This window comes from Moritella viscosa (genome assembly GCF_900120065.1).
Taxonomy (GTDB): Bacteria; Pseudomonadota; Gammaproteobacteria; order Enterobacterales; family Moritellaceae; genus Moritella; species Moritella viscosa.
Genome location: NZ_FPLG01000053.1, coordinates 70450 through 93785, shown reverse-complemented (window position 1 = coordinate 93785; position 23336 = coordinate 70450). Strand labels below are relative to the sequence as shown.

General features: G+C 39.1%; 20 protein-coding genes. 6 read left to right on the top strand and 14 right to left on the bottom strand.

Translation table 11 applies throughout. The features are described from left to right. Positions 1–9 precede the first annotated feature (9 nt). Together BT797_RS08745 and BT797_RS08740 are read left to right on the top strand one after the other, a co-directional pair. A complete protein-coding gene (locus BT797_RS08745; protein ID WP_075471685.1) occupies positions 10–2121 on the top strand; it encodes a motility associated factor glycosyltransferase family protein in 2112 nt (703 codons plus the stop codon). A 322-nt stretch (positions 2122–2443) separates the two neighbouring features. After that, positions 2444–3727, top strand: a complete 1284-nt coding sequence (locus BT797_RS08740) for a CinA family nicotinamide mononucleotide deamidase-related protein (protein WP_045111452.1) — start codon at positions 2444–2446, stop codon at positions 3725–3727. Positions 3728–3808: 81 nt separating this feature from the next. Here the strand turns inward: BT797_RS08740 and BT797_RS08735 are convergent, their stop codons facing one another. Continuing rightward, on the bottom strand, positions 3809–4582 hold the full coding sequence (locus tag BT797_RS08735) for a hypothetical protein (RefSeq protein WP_045111451.1): 774 nt from the start codon (positions 4580–4582) through the stop codon (positions 3809–3811). Positions 4583–4637: 55 nt separating this feature from the next. Further along, positions 4638–5357 carry a sensor histidine kinase gene (locus BT797_RS08730; RefSeq protein WP_045111450.1) on the bottom strand — a complete coding sequence of 240 codons (720 nt, stop codon included), beginning with the start codon at positions 5355–5357 and terminating at the stop codon, positions 4638–4640. 125 nt (positions 5358–5482) lie between these two features. Between BT797_RS08730 and cysB the strand changes: the two genes are divergently transcribed. Beyond that, on the top strand, positions 5483–6457 hold the full coding sequence (gene cysB, locus BT797_RS08725; protein WP_045111449.1) for an HTH-type transcriptional regulator CysB: 975 nt from the start codon (positions 5483–5485) through the stop codon (positions 6455–6457). Between the two features lie 33 nt (positions 6458–6490). Here cysB and BT797_RS08720 read toward each other — a convergent pair whose 3' ends face one another. The 12 genes from BT797_RS08720 to BT797_RS08665 form a co-directional block, all read right to left on the bottom strand. Further along, a complete protein-coding gene (locus BT797_RS08720) occupies positions 6491–8095 on the bottom strand; it encodes a wax ester/triacylglycerol synthase family O-acyltransferase (protein WP_075471683.1) in 1605 nt (534 codons plus the stop codon). A 340-nt stretch (positions 8096–8435) separates the two neighbouring features. Beyond that, on the bottom strand, positions 8436–9827 hold the full coding sequence (locus BT797_RS08715; RefSeq protein WP_045111447.1) for an L-serine ammonia-lyase: 1392 nt from the start codon (positions 9825–9827) through the stop codon (positions 8436–8438). Positions 9828–10175: 348 nt separating this feature from the next. Continuing rightward, a complete protein-coding gene (gene cyoE / locus BT797_RS08710; RefSeq protein WP_045111446.1) occupies positions 10176–11072 on the bottom strand; it encodes a heme o synthase in 897 nt (298 codons plus the stop codon). Beyond that, positions 11069–12097 (bottom strand): COX15/CtaA family protein, encoded by a 1029-nt coding sequence (locus BT797_RS08705; protein ID WP_045111445.1) that lies wholly within the window; start codon positions 12095–12097, stop codon positions 11069–11071. The genes cyoE and BT797_RS08705 overlap by 4 nt, the downstream gene beginning before the upstream one ends. Before the next feature lie 25 nt (positions 12098–12122). After that, complete coding sequence (locus BT797_RS08700; RefSeq protein WP_045111444.1) at positions 12123–12653, bottom strand: hypothetical protein; 531 nt, start codon at positions 12651–12653, stop codon at positions 12123–12125. Positions 12654–12655: 2 nt separating this feature from the next. After that, complete coding sequence (locus BT797_RS08695) at positions 12656–13396, bottom strand: SURF1 family protein (protein WP_075471681.1); 741 nt, start codon at positions 13394–13396, stop codon at positions 12656–12658. Between the two features lie 217 nt (positions 13397–13613). Then, complete coding sequence (gene pyrC / locus BT797_RS08690) at positions 13614–14645, bottom strand: dihydroorotase (RefSeq protein ID WP_045111442.1); 1032 nt, start codon at positions 14643–14645, stop codon at positions 13614–13616. Between the two features lie 159 nt (positions 14646–14804). Further along, the gene (locus tag BT797_RS08685) at positions 14805–15701 is read right to left on the bottom strand and encodes a cytochrome c oxidase subunit 3 (protein ID WP_045111441.1); all 897 of its coding nucleotides are present in this window, start codon (positions 15699–15701) and stop codon (positions 14805–14807) included. Continuing rightward, complete coding sequence (locus BT797_RS08680) at positions 15701–16249, bottom strand: cytochrome c oxidase assembly protein (RefSeq protein ID WP_075471679.1); 549 nt, start codon at positions 16247–16249, stop codon at positions 15701–15703. Before BT797_RS08680 ends, BT797_RS08685 begins: the two co-directional genes overlap by 1 nt. Further along, positions 16249–17871: a cytochrome c oxidase subunit I gene (ctaD, locus tag BT797_RS08675; RefSeq protein WP_244534154.1), complete on the bottom strand. Its 1623-nt coding sequence runs from the start codon at positions 17869–17871 to the stop codon at positions 16249–16251. Before ctaD ends, BT797_RS08680 begins: the two co-directional genes overlap by 1 nt. A gap of 16 nt (positions 17872–17887) precedes the next feature. Continuing rightward, on the bottom strand, positions 17888–19060 hold the full coding sequence (gene coxB, locus BT797_RS08670; RefSeq protein WP_045111439.1) for a cytochrome c oxidase subunit II: 1173 nt from the start codon (positions 19058–19060) through the stop codon (positions 17888–17890). Between the two features lie 149 nt (positions 19061–19209). Next, positions 19210–19482, bottom strand: a complete 273-nt coding sequence (locus BT797_RS08665; RefSeq protein WP_045111438.1) for a hypothetical protein — start codon at positions 19480–19482, stop codon at positions 19210–19212. Positions 19483–19875: 393 nt separating this feature from the next. Here BT797_RS08665 and tig point away from each other — a divergent pair, with 393 nt between their 5' ends. The 3 genes from tig to clpX all read left to right on the top strand — a co-directional run bounded on the left by tig (position 19876) and on the right by clpX (position 23261). Next, positions 19876–21186 (top strand): trigger factor, encoded by a 1311-nt coding sequence (gene tig, locus BT797_RS08660; protein ID WP_045111437.1) that lies wholly within the window; start codon positions 19876–19878, stop codon positions 21184–21186. Positions 21187–21281: 95 nt separating this feature from the next. Continuing rightward, positions 21282–21905, top strand: a complete 624-nt coding sequence (clpP, locus tag BT797_RS08655) for an ATP-dependent Clp endopeptidase proteolytic subunit ClpP (protein ID WP_045111436.1) — start codon at positions 21282–21284, stop codon at positions 21903–21905. An 81-nt stretch (positions 21906–21986) separates the two neighbouring features. Then, entirely contained in the window at positions 21987–23261 is a 1275-nt protein-coding gene (clpX, locus tag BT797_RS08650; protein WP_045111435.1) for an ATP-dependent protease ATP-binding subunit ClpX, read from the top strand. Positions 23262–23336: the final 75 nt, after the last annotated feature.

Genomic DNA, 23336 nt, shown 5'->3' with positions numbered 1-23336 from the left:
GTTGTTATTATGGACCATTTAAATCACGATATTGCCGCACAGATTACTGCGCTAGAATCACAAGAGCAACTGCGTAAAAAACAGGTGAGCTTGGCTCATGCCATCGATGCGATTAACGCTAAAGAACGACCTAGCGCAGACCCTATCGCCTTATACCATGCAAATATGCGTGCGTTTGAGCAGTATATTCCTGATATTTACCAATCTTTTGTCAATTATCAACCAACTAAATTTGAATTAACTCGAGTTGATGACGTATTACATTTGGTTGATGTGGATAATAATTTGGTATTAGGTGAAGATTATTTTCATGATAGTTTGATTGATTTTGAGCAGTATCGCGTTAATCCACAACTTGCTCGTATCGATTTTTCGGAAGAGATTGAGAGTGTTGGTGATTTTATTCATGTGAAATATCTTAATCAATTTATTCGGGCGTTAAAGGGAATTAATAGCAAACATAAAGAAGAGTTTGTGTTGCCTGAAGCGGTTAATATGATGGTGTGTTTCGGCTTAGGTTTAGGTTATTTCTTATCTGAAATGCTTAGTAAACATAGTGTGAAACGGTTATATATTTATGAACCAGAGAATGATTTTTTCTATGCGAGTTTATTTACGCTAGATTGGGCTGATATTCTACAACGTCTAGATGATAGTGGCAGCAGTTTACATTTGTGCCTCGGGGCAGATGAAGATGTCTTTTTTAATGATATTTCCTACCAATTAATGACCAAAGGTCGTTATGACTCGACATTTAGTTTTTGTTATCAGCATTACCAAACAGAACAAACAAATAGCGCGTTAGAAAAATTCAATCAGAAAAATTTTCATGTCGCGTTCGGTTTAGGCTTTTTTGATGATAGCTTAATGGCGTTAGCACATCAGTACCATACCTTAAATAGTCACGTGCCTTTACTCGCGAAAGTTGAACCGCTACCAGAATGTGCAACACGCTCTGTGTTTATATTAGGGAATGGTCCCTCACTTGATGAGCATATTGACTATATTCGTGAAAATCGAGAAAAGGTATTACTTGTTAGTGGAGGGACGACAATTCGTGCTTTACAACAATATGGTATTACCCCTGACTTCCATCTAGAAATGGAGCGAACTAAGGTGACCTATACGGTTTTAAAATCGGTTGCTGATGATGCCTATTTAAGATCAATACCACTCTTAACGTTAAACACAGTGACACCTGATGTGCTCAATTTATTTGATCGCAGCTTAATGGGGTTAAAATTGCAAGAGCCTTCAACTGAGATTATTTTGAATTCAGAGTTAGGCTGTGACAGTGATAATTTAACGCAGTTGGTCTTTGCTAATCCGACAGTGTCTAATTTAGCCTTATCTTATTTCACGCGAATGGGTTTTAAAAACATTTACTTGTTTGGTATTGATCTTGGTTTTTCTGGTGATGCGCATCACAGTAAAAAAAGTATTTATTACCATGAAACTGGAGAAGATAAGTTATTATTCGATAAGAAAAAACTATCTGGTTTTGTCTCTCCGGGTAATCATGTTGAAGAAGTCGAAACAACAATGATTTTCCAAATGTCAGCGAAAGGCATGGGGGAATTATTAGATTTTTATCCAGATGTTAAATGCTACAATCTCGGCAATGGTATCAAGATCAAAAATGCCGTACCAACTTATCAAACTGATGTTGTATTGACAGATGAAGTGTTTGATAAAACTGAATTTGTTGATCGTATGTTGGCTCATTATTCTGTTGATACGACGGTGTTAGCGAAGCAGTACAGTGCGGTCTTAGAGCAAGATATATTTGTCCATTTTGTCGATGAAATGATTGCGATGGTTAAATCCCCCGTTGCCAGCCGTTATGATGCATTAGAGCAACTACAACAACAATTTATGCTATTAAATAGCCAGCTTAAGACGAAACATGCGTTCTTAGTTGAGTTATTAAACGGTACGTTACAGCATTGTCATGCCGCACTTATTAAAATGTTGTTGTTACCAGCAGATGCTGATCAAGGTCTTGTTTATTATCAACAGGGCATTGATATTTATATTAATTACCTTGAAGAAGCTAAGGTGAAATATAAGCGAGAACTGTTCGAAGTCGATCAAACAGACATTTCGGATATTTGGAAATAACAGACGTTAGTTTATGTTGGGCTTATTTCACTAAGTAACGTAAAGTCGACGGATAAGACCAATCCTCACTATTATTCAGGTATGTAATCATAAGCCATTCAGATAGTTTGGCTTATGATGAAAACATATTTTAATACCTTTCCTCGTATTATTATCCGCACGACGATCAGATTTGGGTTTAGTGCCATATCAGGGGTAATTATCAGTATATTGCATGATGGAACACGATTACCTATGAGCATGGTGATTAGTGGTTGTGGTATATTATCTTTTCTTTTCTCAATTATTTTATACTGACGGATAGAGCAAATAAGGACAGTTAATGCGAATTGAATTTATTAGTACTGGCGACGAAGTATTATCAGGTCAAATTGTCGATACCAATGCGGCATGGATATCACAATATTTTTTTCATCAAGGTCGCGAGTTTACTCGTCGTCATACTGTCGCAGATGATTTAGAGTCGCTTATTGATATCATAACGGAAACAAGTCTTCGTGCTGATGTGGTGATCATGAATGGCGGTTTGGGTCCAACGTCAGATGATTTAAGTGCTGAGGCTGCGGCGAAAGCGATGGGCGTGCCACTCACATTATCGCAAGAATGGTATGATCATTTAGTGTCTAAATATGGCCAATTCAATCGTACTTTTTCTGAGAGTGATGAAAAACAAGCTTGGTTACCACAAGGTAGCGAAGTTGTTGATAATCCTATTGGTACTGCATGTGGTTTTAGTTTTCAATTTAATCGTGCTCGTTTTTATTTTACACCTGGGGTACCAAGTGAATTTAAACACATGGTTACCGAGCAAATACTACCCGATATCCAACAACGTTTTACGCCAGTAAAAATACCCACTTTAATCAAGATTAAAACATTTGGTATCTCGGAATCTGTGTTGAATGAGCGCTTAGCTGCATTGTCACTTCCCCAGTCTATTACGTTGGGCTTTCGTGTTGATTTTCCTACTGTTGAAGTGAAATTATTATCAATAGTCCAAGCTGATTTAGCGAAGGCTAGAGAGCGAGTACTTGCAGAGCTTGGTGAGTTTGTATTGTTCGAAGGGGATTGTTCGTTTGCACAATATTTGCAAAATATAATACTCGAGAAAGGACAAACATTATCGCTTGCGGAGTCTTGTACTGGTGGACTTATCGCGAGTGAATTAATTGCTGTCGCTGGTAGCTCTGGTTACCTTGATTCGAGCCATGTTACTTATAGTAACGAATCTAAGAGCCGTTTAGTCAATGTCGATAAAACGACGATAGCTAACCACGGAGCTGTTTCAATAGAGGTTGCTGCCGAGATGGCTGAAGGCGCGATGTTGAATGCAGGGGTTGATTTTGGTATTGCTGTGTCCGGTATTGCTGGTCCGGGTGGCGGTAGCGAAGCAAAGCCTGTAGGTACCGTTGCATTTGCTCTGGCGAGTAAGACACATACTTACAGCCAATTGTTATTTATTCCCCGCAGGAATCGACAGGGGATCAGAACTGTTTCGCTATATATTGCGCTAGATATGTTAAGAAGGGAGCTACTGGGACTTGATTTAGCGGCTGAATTTGGTTCGATAGAGCGCCGAGGCTATTGTGATACTGTGAGCTGTTAGTACGGTATTACAGTTTGTAGATTATATTATTCTAGCTGCGCAGTGATGATTTAAGTTATCAAATAATCACTGCGTAGTTCGTTACCATTTCTGTTTAGGTTGAAACAGCAGATCTAATTCATTCTTTTCGTTTTCTTTTTCTTGGCGATCTTTTAAATCATCTGATGAAGCTTGAGTGAGTTGTTCATTAACCTCATTAAGCAAAGTGGTAAGTGTTTGCTGTTTATTAATAAGGGACTCATTTTTATCATTAATATTATTTAAGGTATCTATACCCTTACGGAGTAATTGCTTGCAAGAACCAAATTGGCTCGTTGCCCGTGCTTCATAAGCCCGTTTCAATAAATTATCAATGTTGACGTTAAGTTGCATCAGTTCAAGTTTACGATCTTCAATCACAAATGTTTGGGTATTAAGTTTACTTTTTGCATGCTCGACACGTAATACTGCGCGAATTTTTTTAATTTGTTGTAATAATATAATCGCTTCTCGATCTGAATTCGGAGAGCGAAACATTTTGTTATCAGTCTGAGCTGGTGCATCTTTTAATTGGGCCATTTGCGCTTTGACATTCGCTAAGCGTTGACGTACTTGCGGTAGGGAAGGCTCCATTTGCAATGTCGTTGCAAGTGAATCGTGCATACGACTGTGTAGCACTAGTGTAAGCACTTTACTGTAAGGTAATGATGTTGAGTTTAACAGTAATTCTTCAGCTTCTTCAATGACTTGTCTATGCTTTATGATTATCTGGCGCTTTTCGGTTTCAGCTTTACGCTTGTACTGTAAAATGATGTTATAACCGATCACCAAAAATAGTAAAACAGCAATCGCGATAATCATAAGAGTGAGCTTCATTGTATAATAGACCTAATTTTGCTGCAGTATATAGATATTACTATAAATACTTTAGTTAAGGTAGTGTTAACGTGAAGATCCCCCCACCAAGACTACCACCATTTTTGAGTTCGATATGTCCGACTTCCCCTTTAATTATATGCGCGTTAGCAATTAATCGAGCAAAATATAAGCCTAATCCAGTACGTCCTTGTTTACAACTTAACTCACCCATTGCACTGTGTTGAGCTTGCAACATACTGTCTGGGTAGCCATCACCGTTATCGGCAATTTCGATCACAAGTTTTTTATTTACGATATTAGCTGTAACTAAGATCTTTCCTTTGCTATAGCGCAATGCGTTGATAAACACATCTGATAATAAGTAGTTTATTAAATTGTGATCGCAATACCAAGCGAGATCGATATCGATATTAATACTAATTTCAATATTATTACTATCACTGTACATTTGATTTTTAATACAAAATTCATTGAAATAATCAGCAATAAAGCATTCTGCAATGTTTAATGGTAGCTGATCTTTTTCATCTCGATACAGAGAGAGTACTTGGATTAAACTACTGTTCAGTCGTAATACTTCATAATGTAAATCAGCGAGTTTAGCGCCGTGTTTACGGTCATCTTGCGAGGCTTTAATGTCTGCAGACATTGATTCAATCGATTGTAACAGTAGGCATAATGAATTTTTCATGTCATGTACTGCAGATGTGAGTATCAACGCATAATCAACTGTGTCTTTGCTTGGTTTAATGTTATCGTCTAAAGGTGTCATTATTATCTTTGACTGGCGTTATAGGGTAATGACCTCTAGGATATCTTATTAACAAGAAATAACAGTATTCTGCTATCGTTTTGTTAGAATACAATTAATTATTTGGAATATAGAGCACATCACGAATGAAGTTACAGCAATTTAGATACATAGTTGAAGTCCTAAATCACAATTTGAATGTGTCTGCGACAGCAGAAAGTCTTTATACTTCGCAACCTGGCATTAGTAAACAAGTTCGTATGTTAGAAGATGAACTCGGTGTACAGATCTTCGAACGTAGCGGCAAGCACCTCACTAAAGTGACACCTGCTGGTAAAGATATTATTCGTATTGCTGCTGATATTCTTGGCAAAGTTGAGAGCATTAAAGCTGTTGCTAGTCAACACACGCACCCCTCTAAAGGTACGTTAAATATTTCGACTACGCATACCCAAGCGCGTTATGCATTGCCAAAAGTAATTAAAGGCTTTATTGAACGTTACCCTGATGTATCACTAAATATGCATCAAGGTACACCTGCACAAATCAGTGATTCAGTTTCTAAAGGTACTGCTGATTTTGCTATCGCCACTGAAGCATTGCATTTATACAGCGACCTAGTGATGCTGCCTTGTTATCACTGGAATCGTTCAATTATTGTTAAACCGGGTCACCCATTAACTAAAGTTGGTAAGATCACAGTTGAAGATATCGCAAAATATTCATTGGTGACTTATGTATTTGGTTTTACTGGTCGATCTGAATTAGATTGTGCGTTTGATGAAGCGGGCTTAGAGCCTAAAATTGTCTTTACCGCAACGGATGCCGACGTGATTAAAACATACGTGAAATTAGGCATTGGTGTCGGTGTTTTAGCAACAATGGCATTTGATGACGAAAGTGATGATGATTTAGTACGTATTGATGCAAGTCATTTATTTACGTCGAGCACGACTAAAATTGGCTTCCGTAAAGGGACGTTCTTACGTACTTATATGTATGATTTTATGGAACGATTTGCACCGCATTTAACGCGAGATATTGTTGATAAAGCGATTATGCTAAAAACAGCAGAAGAGATTGATGAGATGTTTAAAGATATCTCGCTACCAACGAGGTAACGAGATAGTATTCACTCGGCTAACACAGTGTACTTAGCCGAGGATATTTTCAGCCTCTTTAGTTACCTTTTTTGCCTTCTTTTTGACTGTACTTTTATGATTACTTTTTATTTTCCCCACTTCTTTCTTCGCAGAATCCTGTACGACAATAGAGCAAGCATTATCGTTAATCACACTAATTAACGCATGCATACTTTGTGACAGGCTATCGTCATGGGTAAGCCGTTTGATTTGATCGCTAACAATATCGATAGCACTACTCATTACAACTTGTTCTAACTCTGTAAATGCATCTTCGATGTAACCGGATAATTTCGTCAGGTCAGGCAGATTTGTTCGACATGCGATTAAACCAACATTGAGATTATTCATGTAACTGTACAGTGTTATATTCAGTGACATGCCTGGTGGCAATGCTGATAACGGGAAGCATTCCTGCATTTCTGCGCCCATCATATAAACGGGTTTACGCGGTCCAGGCACATTAGAGATGAGTACATTACCGACCGGTGGTAACACATCATCGAGTTTTAATAACTCACTGATTATTGCTAACCCCTGGCTTGCCAATGTGTAACTCGTTAGCGCTTCATCTGATAATGACCTTGCTTCTTTTTTTAATTTATCACAAGACTCTTTAATGGCCATCAATCGAGAGAGAGGAGTTGTATTGCTGTGACCTAATTCCACCATAGTAATTGCAATGCGGTTGTTTGATATGGTGTCGTTCAGTGCCCTAAGGTTCACCGGGATTTGTGCTGTTAGCGGCTGCTTAAGTTTATAATTAAGGTCGGATAAATAACGATGTAATGCGATATCACAAATACACACCACGACATCATTGATCGTTGTTCCCGCTATTTTTCCTATGTTCTTTACACGCGATAGTGGGAGTACGCTGGTTGCGGCTCGACGGGCACGTTTAGGACTCACTGAAAAAGGGGTTTTTGGTGCTGTAAATGGTGTTGGTATATTGGTTTTATAAACGTTGACTGCTTGCAATAATAGCCGAGAACCAAGTCCAATAATCGAAGGTATTGCACGAACTTGTTTTGTTAATAAAGCGCTGTTTTGTTTTAATTTATGCACTAAACTCGATTTTATTTCAGGATTAGGTTGCTTACCTTCAAAACCTTTTAAGCTCCAAAATGCTTGTAATGGGCCTTCGGCTTGTTGTGATAAATAGCTAAGCATGATTTGGTTACCTTTAGCACCGTCGGTGAAAGCGTGATGCATTTTTAGATAAACTGCAAATTGATTGTTAGCGAGACCTGAAATTAAATGTATTTCCCATAATGGACGGTTACGATCGAGCAGATTGGAATGGGCATGTTCTATATACTCGATGAGTTGCTCTCGAGTCCCTGGTTGGGGTAAACGAACGCGGCGAACGTGATAATCAAGGTCTACATTATCATCTTCTTGCCAGTACATCATACCTGAATAAGCAGTGTATAATTTGTAATTAAAAGGTTTTTCTATTTGCGTGAATTGCATCAGTTGTTGATATAGGTCTGTACCATAATCGCCTTGATAGTCATTCGGAATATCAAAAATTTGCATTGCAGCTACATGGTTTGGCCGTGATACCGTTTCGCAATATAGGAAACCCATATCGGGTAGAGTGAGCGCTTTCATTAATATTTCCCTAGTTTTTGCAGAGTGGACAGCTAGCTACGTCGTGCGATTTGAATAGAATAAGTGACCTAATGAGTAGAGAATAATTAAGTTGTAAAGTCATTAGCTTAGGTGTTAATCACTGCTATTTACACCTAAAAGCATGAGTGTTTCTCTCATAGGCTGCTGAGTATTAAAAGAAATGCGTAATCAAAGGGGTGAGGGAAGCGTAATGCCTGTTATGAAGTGGTCTGTGGTTACTTTCTTTGTGGTATAAAAAAGCCAGAATAGTGACGAGCACATTCTGGCTTTTATTTTATCTAGACCTAAATAATCTATGCTTATTTAGGTCAGTGTCAGATTAAGTGCAAGTGTGGGCTTTTTTGATGTCGCCTACATTTAATACTTTAATTGCTAAACCACCTTGTGAAGTTTCACGGTATTTAGCATTCATGTCTTTACCTGTTTCGTACATAGTTTCGATAACTTTGTCTAACGATACACAAGGCTCACTGGTACGGCGCATTGCCATACGTGAAGCGTTGATCGCTTTTACTGCTGCAATTGCGTTACGTTCGATACAAGGTACTTGTACTTGGCCACCAACAGGATCACACGTTAGGCCTAAGTTATGCTCCATGCCTATTTCTGCAGCTTGGCAGACTTGTGAAGGGCTCGCTCCCATTAACTCAGCAAGACCAGCCGCTGCCATTGAGCAGGATACCCCCACTTCACCTTGACAGCCAACTTCTGCGCCAGAGATTGATGCATTCGTTTTGTATAGGATACCGATAGCACCCGAAGCAAGGTAAAATTTAGTCTGTTCTTCACGCGTCAGCGGACGAATAAACTTATTGTAATAAGCCAATACTGCTGGAATGATACCTGCGGCGCCATTGGTTGGTGCTGTAACTACTCGACCACCGGCCGCATTCTCTTCACTAACAGCAAGTGCGAACATGTTAACCCAATCAATAATAGTCATTGGATCAGTGTTAAAACCATCACTGGCTTCTAGTTGACGTTTAAGTGCGGCAGCACGACGTGGTACACGTAATGGACCTGCAAGTAAACCTTCTGTCTTACAACCGCGTTCGATAGATTCAGACATTGCAGTCCAAATGTTAGAAAACGATTGATATGTTTCATTTTCACTGCGGAAAGAACGCTCATTTTCTAACATCAATGCACTGATCGATAATGCATTTTCGTTACAGTGTGTGACTAATTCAGCAGCGTTGGTAAATGGGTATTTAACGTCTGCCGTTTCACCTTGTGTTAAACCGAAGTTTTCTTCGTCAACGATGAAGCCACCACCGGTAGAGTAGTACGTTTTTGTAAACGCAACTTTACCATCGATGTAAGCATGAATTTTCAAACCGTTTTCATGTAGTGCAAGCGGTTCATCAATAAAGTTCATAGCTGAAGCGGGAAAATCAACAGTATGACAGTGTAGACCGATCGTTAAGCGACGTGTTTGTTCAACACGGAGGATAAATTCTGGAATTGAGTCAATATCAACAGTTTCAGGTAAGTTACCTGCTAAACCCATGATAATAGCAACATCAGTGTGGTGACCTTTACCAGTCAACGATAATGAACCATGCACATCCACTGTGATTTGAGTGACTTCGCGGATCTTCCCTGTCGCTCGTAGGTCGTCGATAAATTGTTTGGCAGCTTTCATTGGACCAACAGTATGAGAACTAGATGGACCAATACCAATTTTGTAGATATCGAATACACTGATCATAGTAATTCCTCAGCAGATGCTTAAGTTATATAAGCTTAAATAAATAGCGCGCTAACAGACTTTGCTAGGCAGAATAATAGAGACTAAACTTTTTTTTAATCTCTCAAATTTTTAGGTCGTTATAATAGCGCTTTAACTGGAAAACACAACTGCCAATATAGCCGTCTGTACTGTTATTTAGAGATTGATCCCATATAACAATTCATTATGTTTCATAATTGCAGTGTAAAGCTTTGCTTTATTTATTTAGTGAAGATAATTAGAGTGCTAAGGTAATAATGACGTCAATTTACAATGTCATTATTACCTTTAATAATGAATGGCTTAGCGTGGTTGGAATGTTTACTGTTAATAATTAATAATCCAGTGATCAACTAATAATAATATAAATAACACCATTAAATGTATGATTGAGAATTTGAATGTTTGAAATGCTGTTTTACGCGTGGGGCTGAATTTTAATCGATAAGCGTAATAAATAAAGCTTATTCCTAGGATAGTAGAACCTGCTAAATAGAGTAAACCACTTAACTGGGTGAGCCAAGGTAGCCAAGTTACAGGTAGTAATAGCAGTGTATAAAGCAATACCAGTGTTTTAGTGTACTCTGCGCCATGGGTTACGGGCAGCATAGGTATCTTGGCTTTGGCGTATTCTTTCTCTTTATGGATGGCTAATGCCCAAAAATGTGGGGGGGTCCAAATGAAGATAATCATTACCAGTAATAATGCTTGTCCTGTTACTTCCCCCGTCATAGCGGTCCAGCCAAGTAGCGGAGGGGTTGCACCGGCTAGCCCGCCAATGGCAATATTTTGTGGGGTTGCTCGCTTCAAGTACATGGTATAAATGACTGCGTAACCAATCAGGCTCGCAAAGGTCAACCAAGCGGTTAACGCATTTACAAACACAAAAAGTGTTGTCATACCTATTATTGCCATACTTGTAGCAAAGAATAATGCTCTTGGTGTACTAATTGTGTTTTGTACTAATGGCCGTTGGTGAGTTCTGGTCATGATGGCATCAATACGTTGGTCAAGGATATGATTGTATGCTGCTGCTGCGGCAGAAAGTAACCCTATGCCGACTAATGCTGGGACTAATAAACTGAGTGAAGGTAAATTGGGTAAAGCGAGTACCATCCCGACTAAAGCGGTCAATAGCAATAAGGCTACGACTTTGGGTTTCGTTAGTTGATAATATGCGCGCCAGTTTGGTATGAGCGTTAATTTGATTGATTGTGTATTCATAACACCTCTTGCAGTTGCTGTTGGTTTAACCAAAGTAAGGTTACTAAGGTGATGAGTAAGATCGCAGCGACTAAATTATGTGCCACAGCAATGCTCAACGGTAATTGAAAAAACACGTTTGCTATTCCCAAACTTACTTGTAGACATAAGATGATAATGAGTACTTTTGCGGTAAGGCGGATCTTTTTTTCAGGTTGATATTTAAATAATTGATAGTTGGTTAATAGTAAAAACACAAAGGTCACGACAGCCCAAATTCGATGTGTCACATGAATATTCATTCTGGCGATCGTATCGCGTACACCGTATTGATAAGTTTCAGCTACAGGACTCAGGCTAAATACGTCATTAAGGTTAAAGCGACTGAACCAGTCACCGTTACATATTGGGAACTCAGTGCAGACAATGGCGGCGTAGTTTGAACTTGTCCAGCCACCGAGTGCTATCTGAATAATTAATATTGGCAGGGCAATGCCACAATATAATTGGACCCGCATCAACCGTTGCCGCTGTGTTGGTAATATCAGCGTGTTATTTAGCGCTTGAGCGGGTTGGATGGGGGTTCCTCTTGTGTTAGATAGCCGTAATTGTAGTAACACGAGCAGAGCTAAAATACTAAACCCACCTAATAGATGCCCCATGACAATAATGGGTTGCAAATTCATGGTCACTGTCCACATACCTAAAACAGCTTGAAATAGCACTAATAAGATTAACAAAGTCGCTAATGGAACTTGTTGTTTGCGCTTACCACAAGTGATAAAAATGAGCAGGATAAGCACGCCTAATAGTCCTGCAATATAGCGGTGGATCATTTCGTTCCATGCTTTCTCGGTATGCAGTGGTTTATCAGGATAAGCTAATTGAGCTGTTGCGATGTCTTGTGCGTTGGCGGGGACAGAGTTAAAACCATAACAGCCTGGCCAATCTGGGCAACCAAGTCCGGCATCGGTTAAGCGCGTATAAGCCCCGAGTGCAATCACTAGAAAGGCAAGTAGTATCGTCAAGTTGAGCAGTTTTGACATAGGCAATCCTTGTATATTTGCTGGCTTATCCGATTTTAGATATTTTAAGTAAGCGTTTTACATCCTTTAATAAGCCTGCTGATACCTTTGTTGCCGCAGTTCTATCTGCTGGGTATTGATAGTGCATAAAGATATTTCCATGCGGATCAACTAAATATAATGTATCTGTAGATAATAGGTTTTGGTTTACCTCACTTAATTGCAATCTTGTTAGGGCTGATATTTCAACGTGATCGTGAGATAAATTTTCTGGAGGTATGACGGTTACTGGGTATTTAGTGAGATAGCGTTGTACTCGAGTTCCTTCGGCGGCCAGCAAGGTATGTACTTGCTGTATTTGCCATAAACTCTGTTGGCATTGTTGTGCGCATCTATTACCTGGATTATAGAGGAGTAACCATGCTTGCGGGGGCTGTGACATAGTTAGTGGTGGGGATAAGAGTTTTCCTGTATTGGTTTTAGCCCCTTGATACCAATCATTAACTAGCACTAATTTAGCGATGACAATGGGGGCAATAAATAAACCCATGATGATGAATAATGGCTTTTTTTGCATGACTAATCCTTATCTTGCATGTGCTTATATTGAGTTTGATATCTTTTTAACCAATAGCCACTCGATAGGCTTAACGCAAACGCTAAAGCAAACCATTGGACTGCATAAGCTGTATGCTTAGTGGGTGGCATGACTGTTATTGTCCACGTTTTGATAAAACCGATGTGCGTGTCTGGATTTAGTTGTAATAGTAGAGGATTGAGTGGCATGTTTAGCGTAGTTCGTAGTTGAGATATATCAGTACGCTGTATCACCAAAGGCCCTTGTGTTGTAGGTGTGATATTCTCACCGAGAAGCAAAGGTGAACCTTGCTGTGCACTTAAAGTACCCTCTAACTGATAATGCCCTGTGAATAGTGGGATATCAGGTAACAATGAACGTGAGGCCGAGCCAGGCAGCCAACCAAGGTTAACGAGAATTGTTTGCTCATCGCTGTGAAAGGGAAGGTAAAAATGATAGCCAAACTGTTTATTGTAAGTTTGATTATCTAATAATATAGGCGCTTCATTATCAAAATAACCGTATAAAGATACCTTCCGATGCAAACTGCCTGCGGTTATTTGAGTGAGTGATGTGAGTGTCGGTTGGTTGATATCTAATAGCGCTTGTTTTTCTTGTGATCGGGAGACTTGCCATAACCCTAATTTTATACAAACGACAATCGAGAGCAGGCTAAACAGCACAAAACTGATTAAGCGTTTGGAGAGTTTATAGCATTGCATAGTGCTAGATAAAGTCTGCATATTTAACCTTAAAAAATAACGGCTTGGATAATGTTATAAACGCCCATTTTGAGCATATAATTAAGGATAGATATATTTTTATAAAACGGTAGGAAAACAGACGAAAGTTGAAGTTAATTAACAGCTTGCAGATGAATATCCCAGCGAAGGACGCTGGGATAGAAGCGTTATCAAAATTGCTATGATTAATGTGAGATAAAGGTTAACTAAATTGGTGTTATTTTACTTGCCAAGCGATAGTCTCGCCCGTTCTGATCGGTACCATTTTTGCGTTACCAAAAGGTAGTGTTTCAGGTACTTTCCATGCAGATTTTTCTAGCGTGATAGTGTCTGCATTACGTGGTAAGTTATAAAAATCAGGACCGTTGAAGCTTGCGAATGCTTCTAATTTATCAAGTGCATTTTCTTGTTCAAATACTTCAGCATACAACTCAATTGCAGCATGTGATGTATAAGCGCCAGCACAACCACAAGCAGATTCTTTTTTGTCATCAGAATGTGGTGCTGAGTCAGTACCAAGGAAGAATTTATTACTACCACTTGTAGCAGCTTTAACTAATGCTGCTTGATGCGTATTACGCTTCAAGATTGGTAAACAATAGTAGTGAGGTTTAATACCGCCCACTAGCATATGGTTACGGTTGAATAATAAATGGTGTGCTGTGATGGTAGCAGCAATATTGTCACTGGCATTATTTACAAATTCAACTGCATCAGCTGTGGTTATATGCTCAAGTACAATCTTTAAATTTGGGAAATCAGCAATAACGGGTTTTAATACTGTATCTAGGTAAACCTTTTCACGGTCAAAAATATCAATGTCAGCATCTGTTACTTCACCATGTAATAACAATGGCATTTCTGCATCTTGTAACGCTTGTAGTGCAGGGTAAATATTCTTAATTGATGTTACACCCGATGATGAATTTGTCGTTGCGCCAGCTGGATAAAGCTTTGCGGCATAAACAACACCGGTTGCTTTCGCTGCGTGGATATCTTTAGCAGTTGTTTGATCGGTAAGATAGATCGTCATTAATGGACTAAATGAAGAATCGGCTGGTACGTTAGCCAAGATACGTTGACGATAGTCTTGTGCAATCTTAGCATTTGTTACTGGCGGTACAAGGTTAGGCATAATGATTGCGCGGCCCATGTAACGGCTAATGTCAGCAACTGTATGTTTTAAAACATCACCATCTCTAAGGTGCAGGTGCCAGTCATCTGGGCGGGTGATCGTTAAAGTTTCCATTTGATTTCTCCATCGCTAATTTCCGCAGATTCTAAAGAGTAATGTAGGGGAAGTCAAAGACGCAGTCTTAATTGATGATAAAAGACGAAACCAAGTAAGCCTATAGTTAATTTTAGCTTACTTGGTATAGAAAAATTAAATGATTTACTGCAGAGCTAGTTAAACAATATAGACAAAAATGAACAGAATTATCCATACGACGTCGACAAAATGCCAATACCAGGCAGACGCTTCAAAAGCAAAATGTTTACCCGGGGTAAAATGCCCATTGATAATACGAAATAACATGACGGTTAGCATGATGACCCCGAGGGTCACGTGCATGCCATGGAAGCCAGTGAGTAAATAAAAAGTATTCCCATATACACCGGAATCAAATTTTAATGATAATGCGTGGTAAGCATGTATATACTCTTCAGCTTGGAAAAATAAGAAGGTAACACCCAAAGCAACGGTAATAGTTAGCCAGATTACTAACTTTGTACGTTGTTTTGCTATCAGGCTGTGATGGGCGAAATGTAACGTTATTGATGAACTGATCAGGATAATAGTGTTGATTAACGGTAAGCCATACCAAGGCATCGCTTGTGTTTCGCGTCCATCAGGTGTGATTGTTAATGGCCACTGAGGTATAAAATCAGCCCAAATAACAGCATGGGTCATGGCATTGTTACCTTCACCACCCAACCAAGGTATAGATAAATTACGTAGGTAAAATAACACCCCAAAGAGCGCGATAAAAAACATCACTTCTGAAAAAATAAACCATAACATGCCCATTCTAAAAGAACGATCAAGCTGCTGATTGTACAGCCCGCTCATTGATTCGGTGATCACATTTCTAAACCAACTAATGAGCATGAATAACAGTATGCCAATGCCGATTAATAAAATAGGTATCCCGCTGTTACTGCCGTCTTTATCTACTTGCTGAACTGTCGTTGCCGCACCGATGGCAATAATAAAGAGCGCGATAGCACCGACGAAAGGCCAAATACTGCTTGCTGGAACATAGTAGTTTTTTGGGGCTTTGGCATATTCATTATTATCTTGCATTAAAGGGCTCCTAGCATAGCTACTTCTGTTGGCTCATTTTTAAATAGGGTGTAGGCAAGGGTTAACGTTGATATATCGGATGGTATGTTAGGGTCGATATAAAAGATCAGCGGCATCATAGCTTCTTCGTTTGCAGTTAGCATTTGTTCTTGAAAACAAAAGCATTCTGTTTTAACCAAATATTGGGCACCATAACCAGGGGAGATCGAGGGGACTGCACGACCAAATGTATCTTGCTCGCTTTGGTTGGTAGCAAGGAAGCTAACTTGATAGCGCTCGCCTGGATGTAGGTCAACACTCCTGATTTCAGGTTTGAATGTCCAAGGTAATTGTTTATTTAAATAAGTGACAAACTCAACTTTAACCGTACGTGATTCGTCAATAGCCGTTATTGGTACTGCTGATGCACGGCTATAGTCTTTACCATTGAGCCCCGTTATATCACAAAAAACATTATATAAAGGAACAAGTGCAAAACCAAAGCCGAACATACCTACAACGCTGAATATTAATAGCCGTAATTGCTTTTTCATTTTAGGTGTTGTCATTATTTCACCTCGGGTGGTGTATCAAAAGTGTGATATGGTGCTGGAGATGGTACGGTCCATTCTAATCCTTCGGCACCTTCCCATGGTTTTGCTGGGGCCTTTTTTCCACCGCGAATAGCCATTATCACGACAGCTACAAAGATGATTTGAGAAATACCAAAAAGGAAACCACCAACACTGACTATCTTATTAATATCGGCAAATTGCAGTGCGTAATCTGGGATCCTACGTGGCATCCCTGCAAGTCCCAAGAAATGCATTGGGAAGAATAGAATATTGACGGATATTAATGAACACCAAAAATGCCACTTACCAAGCTTTTCATTAAACATGTATCCGGTCCATTTTGGTAGCCAATAATAAGCGGCAGCCATAATAGAAAAAACAGCACCAGTTACAAGGACATAATGGAAATGTGCTACGACAAAGTAGGTGTCATGATACTGGAAGTCAGCGGGCGTAATCGCGAGCATTAATCCCGAAAAACCACCGATAGTAAATAATACGATAAATGCGAGTGAAAATAGCATGGGAACTTCAAAGGTAATGGAACCACGCCAGAGGGTTGCTATCCAGTTAAATATTTTCACTCCAGTTGGCACAGAAATGAGCATGGTACAATACATAAAGAACAGCTCAGCGGCTAGCGGTAAACCAACGGTAAACATATGGTGAGCCCATACGGTGAAGCTAAGAATTGCAATAGATACGGTCGCATAGACCATTGAGTGGTAACCGAATAATTGCTTACGTGCAAATGCGGGAACAATCGCTGAGATAATCCCAAATGATGGTAAAATCATGATATATACTTCGGGATGACCAAAGAACCAAAAGATATGCTGGAATAATACTGGATCACCACCACCTGCTGCATCAAAGAAACTGGTTCCAAAGTATTTATCTGTGAGGATCATGGTGACCGCGCCAGCAAGTACTGGCATGACTGCGATTAACAAGAATGCAGTAATTAGCCAAGTCCATACGAACATTGGCATTTTCATCAATGTCATTCCCGGCGCGCGCATATTTAAGATGGTAACGATGACGTTAATCGCCCCCATAATTGAGCTAATACCCATTAAATGAATAGAGAATACAAACATAGCTGTGCTGTCTGGACTGTATTGAGTGGACAACGGAGGGTAGAAGGTCCAACCAAAGTTAGGACCACCACCTTCGGTGAATAATGACAATAGTAATAAAGAGAATGCGAAAGGTAGGATCCAAAAACTCCAGTTATTCATCCGTGGTAATGCCATATCTGGCGCACCAATCATAAGTGGTAACACCCAGTTTGCAAGTCCTACAAAAGCAGGCATTACTGCCCCAAAGACCATTATTAAACCGTGTGATGTGGTCATTTGATTGAAAAAATTGGGTTCAATTAATTGTAAGCCGGGTTGGAATAACTCGGCCCTAATGACCATTGCCATCGCCCCTCCGATGAAAAACATGGTTAAACTAAACCACAGATATAATGTACCGATATCTTTATGATTGGTTGAAAATAACCACCGTTTATATCCATGGGGAGCACCATGGTGATCTGTTTGTACTTTTATCGCTGGCACATCCAAGATGGTTTGATCAGCATTATCTTTTAATTGTATCTCACTCATTTTTCTGTCCCTTGAATTACTGATTGATACTATTTAATGCCGCATCTATTTGTGATGGTTGTACAATATCACCGGTATTATTACCCCACGCATTGCGTTCGTAAGTGATCACTGCCGCAAGTTCTTTTTTGGTTAGTTGTTTTGCGTATGATGCCATTGCAGTACCGGTAACGCCTTGAAGAACAACACTGATATGTTTATCTACATCACCCAGTGCGATAGGACTATTCTGTAATGCTGGGAATGCCCCAGGAATACCTTGCCCTGCAACTTGATGACAGGCGGCACAGGTTTGATTATATACCTCTTCTCCGAGCGTCATCATGGCTGGCATGTCCATAGTTGTCGTTAAACTTTGTTGTTCCGCTTGTAATGCTTGTTGGGCATTAACTTGTGCTTTAGCCAGCCAATCGTCAAATACTTCTGGTTCAAGTGCGGTAACAACGATAGGCATGAATCCATGGTCTTTACCGCATAGCTCAGCACATTGACCTCGGTATGTTCCTGGGGTGTCAATTTGAGTCCAAGCCTCGTTAATAAAACCGGGGTTTGCATCTTTTTTAACGGCAAAATCAGGTATCCACCATGAATGAATGACATCATCAGCGGTAATAAGAAAGCGGATCTTTTTATTCGTAGGTAGGACAAGTGGATTATCTACTTCTTGAAGGTAGTGCGGTTGTTTTTCTATTTCGTTGTTTATTTCTGCTTGGCTAGTGGTAAGCCGGCTGTAAAATTCGAGGTCATGGTCAAAATAACGATAATGCCACTTCCATTGTGAACCGGTGATTTGAATGGTGATATCTGCTTCAGTGGTATCTTCCATCAAGATTAGTGCTTGTGTTGATGGGATCGCCATACCAATTAAGATTACGATGGGGATCGCAGTCCAAATTATTTCAACAGTTGTACTTTCATGGAATGAGGCCGACACTGCACCTTTGGACTTTCGATGACTATATAAGGACCAAAACATGACGCCAAACACAATTAAGGCTATGGCTATGCAAATGTACAAAATTGTCATATGTAAACTATATACGGTATTACTTATCCCTGTGACCCCTTCCGTCATATTTATGTTTGATTGCTGAGCAAATAATGGTGTTGAAACTATCCCTAGCATAAATGTGTTTGTTATTTTTTTTAGTTTGAATAAGCGCACATAACCTCCCTCAAAATTATCCATAACGATATAGATTAGATAATGAATGAATTGTGTTAATTCGCTGCTACAGCCCTAAGCATCTAACAATTCACTGTTATTTGCCAAAGTATAGTTACAGAAATATTAAATGTGTGACTTTGTTTCTTAGATAATTTCGTTTCTATCTTTTACTATGCCTCAAAGGTGACGACTTCAAATGATTGTTTTAGCGTTGTAATTTGTTTCTGCAATTTAGTTATGTGATTCGCGACTGAACGCGAGAGGTCTAATTTGTCTTGTTCTTGAACGCTGTCTAGGCGCATAACTTTCAATTTGATGATTTGTGCATCTGTCATTAGATTATCAATATGCTGAATCATTTCTGGATTGGGATATTTTTCTTTGAGTAATTCCAGTTGATTCGAAAAATCTAAAAAGGTACGTTCAATTTCGATAAGAGTCATAGCAATTCCTAAATTTTTTTGTTGGTGATTCAAAGAACATTGATGTGCACAGCTTAAAATTTATTATAGTGTAAATTCTAAATTTTAACGCTACTACCTAAATACGAGCTATTTGTCGTTGGTGATGGGGATTGGTTAACGCAATAAAGGGATGGTGAGTAATTAACCAAACGTAATATTGAAAACAGTAAATTTACTGTTTTTCATCTTATTTATTCATAAAAATCATTTTTATTCTTGAATTTTGACTTTTCATCCATACATTATAAGCAAATAAAAATATTAAAGCGTTATTTAGAGTCGCAATGCTCGATTTTATTCTTGCTGCTAGTTATAATATCGCGTCATAAATTTCCAGTTGGAAATGTTAATAAATTCATTAGAGGTATCTAAATGCAAGTTTCTGTAGAAACGACTCAAGGCCTAGAGCGCCGTTTAACTATCACAGTTCCAGCTGCAACAGTTAGCAAAGAAATAGAAAACCGTTTACGTGGTTTAGCAAAAACTCAACGTATCGATGGTTTCCGTCCAGGTAAAGTACCAGCTAAAGTAATCAAAAAACGTTTTGGTGCTGCAGTAGCTGAAGAAGTTGCTGGTGAAATCATGCAACGTAACTTCTACGAAGCAATCGTAGCTGAAAAATTAAACTTAGCTGGCGCACCAACACTTGAACCTGCACAAGTTAAAGAAGGCGAAGACTTCTCTTTCACTGCAACACTTGAAGTTTACCCTGAGTTTGAAGTTGCTGGTATCGAAGCAATCGAAATCGAAAAATCAGTATCTTCAGTAACAGACACTGATGTTGATGGCATGATCGAAACTTTACGTAAGCAACACGCTGAGTGGGTTACTGCAGATCGCGCTGCTGAAGCTAACGACCAAGTTAAAATTAACTTCAACGGTAGCATCGACGGTGAAGAATTTGAAGGCGGCAAAGCTGAAGACTTTACACTAGCTATGGGCCAAGGTCGCATGATCCCTGGTTTCGAAGAAGGTATCGTAGGTAAATCTGCAGGCGAAGAGTTCACTGTTGAAGTAACTTTCCCTGAAGAATACCATGCAGAAAACCTAAAAGGTAAAACTGCAAGCTTCGCTATCACGCTAAATGCTGTTGAAGCACAAGAGTTACCAGAAATTAACGCTGAATTCGTTGGTAAATTTGGTGTTGAAGACGGTACGCTTGAGTCTCTAAAAACTGAAATCAGCAAAAACATGAGCCGTGAACTTGAGCAAGCTATCAAAGCTGACACAAAAACTAAAGTGCTTGACGCACTAGTTGAAGCAAATGATATCGAAATTCCTGCTGCATTAATTAAGCAAGAAATCGTTACATTACGTCAACAAGCGATGCAACGTTTTGGCCAAATGGCACCACAAAACGCACCAGAACTTCCTGATGAACTATTCACAGAGCAAGCTAGCCGTCGTGTTAAAATCGGTCTAGTTCTTGGTGAATTCATCAAAGTAAACGAAATCACAGCTGATGACGCACGTGTTCAAGACATGATTGCATCTATGGCTTCTGCATACGAAGATCCAGCTGAAGTTATCGCACACTACAAAGACAACGACCAAGCACTAGAAAACGTTCGTAATGTAGCGGTTGAAGACCAAGCTATTGATTTAGTTTTAGAAAAAGCAAATGTAACAGAAAAAGAAGTTGCGTTTGAAGAGCTAATGAATAAAGCGACTCAAAACGCATAATTGTTTATTAGATTGAACAAAATACGTAATTAAGCGCTATAATGGCTCGAGTGGGGGGTATTTCACTTGGGCCATTTTTATTTAGGGATGATAATATGTCACAATTCTTTAATAATATCACAGAGTCGCCGTCAAACGCGTTAGTACCTATGGTTGTTGAACAAACAGCTAAAGGTGAGCGTTCTTATGACATTTATTCTCGACTTTTAAAAGACCGTGTAATATTTTTGACTGGCCAGGTCGAAGATCATATGGCGAATCTTGTTGTTGCACAGTTACTTTTCTTAGAATCAGAAAACCCAGATAAAGATATTTTCCTTTATATTAATTCTCCAGGTGGTTCTGTTAGTGCTGGCATGTCAATTTATGACACCATGCAATTTATTAAGCCAAACGTGTCTACGATTTGTATGGGCATGGCTGCGAGTATGGGAGCGTTCCTACTTGCTGGTGGTGAAAAAGGTAAGCGTCACGCATTGCCGAATGCTAAAATCATGATCCACCAACCTTTAGGTGGTTATCAAGGCCAAGCATCTGATATTGAAATTCACGCGAATGAAATTATTAAAACTAAGCGTAAATTAAATGAAATATTAGCTGAACATACTGGTCAAGAGTATGATCGCCTTGCTACAGATACGGACCGTGATAATTTCATGACGTCAGCTGAAGCGATGGATTATGGTCTGATTGATTCAGTAATAACAAAACGTGATTAAGTAATTTTTGACAGGTCGATTGTCTTTTAGCCATAATGAAGATTAGGCATTGGGCTTTTACCTGTAATATGAGGTTATCGAATGACAGAAACAAAAAGTGGGGATAACGGAAAATTACTCTATTGTTCTTTTTGTGGCAAAAGCCAACATGAAGTACGTAAGTTAATTGCCGGCCCATCTGTCTACATTTGTGATGAATGTGTTGATCTTTGTAACGATATTATTCGTGAAGAGATTAAAGAAATTGCACCTAAACGTGAAGGTGATGAATTACCGACACCGCATCAAATTCGTGGCAAGCTCGATGATTATGTCATTGGTCAAGAGCATGCTAAGAAAGTGTTAGCTGTTGCGGTATACAATCACTATAAGCGTTTACGCAATGGCGATACATCAAATGGTGTAGAACTAGGTAAGAGTAATATCCTGTTAATTGGTCCAACTGGTAGTGGTAAAACATTATTGGCTGAAACACTAGCACGTATTCTTGATGTACCTTTTACTATGGCTGATGCAACAACATTAACTGAAGCAGGTTATGTTGGTGAAGATGTTGAAAATATTATTCAGAAATTATTGCAAAAATGCGATTATGACGTAGAAAAAGCCCAACGTGGTATTGTCTATATCGATGAAATTGATAAAATTTCGCGTAAATCTGATAATCCATCTATTACTCGTGACGTGTCGGGTGAAGGTGTTCAGCAAGCATTGTTAAAACTGATTGAAGGGACTGTTGCTTCAGTACCGCCACAAGGTGGTCGTAAGCATCCTCAGCAAGAGTTTTTACAAGTAGATACATCTAAGATCTTATTCATCTGTGGTGGTGCATTTGCTGGTTTAGATAAAGTTATTGAAATGCGTACTAACACTAATAGTGGTATTGGTTTTACAGCTGAAGTGAAAGGTGAAGCAGAGAAAGCAACTTTATCTGAAGTTTTCGCTAAAGTTGAACCACAAGATTTGGTTAAATTCGGTCTTATCCCTGAGTTTATCGGTCGTTTACCAGTGACTGCGACATTAACAGAACTTGATGAAGCTGCATTAATTCAGATCTTAACAGAACCGAAAAATGCACTGACTAAACAGTATGCTGCACTATTCGATTTAGAAGGTGTTGACCTAGAGTTCCGTGAAGATGCGTTGATTGCAATTGCAAAAAAAGCGATGTCTCGAAATACGGGTGCTCGTGGCTTACGTTCCATTGTAGAAGCCATTTTACTGGATACGATGTATGATCTACCTTCTGTTGAAGATGTGAGCAAAGTTGTGATTGATGAATCTGTAATTAATGCTGAATCAGCACCAATTTTGATTTATGAAAATACAGATAACAAGGCTGTGTCAGCAGATTAGTGTTAGATTTTTAAACACTTAATATTAAAAAGGGGCTCAATGCCCCTTTTTTTATATTATTTTTCATATTTTTAG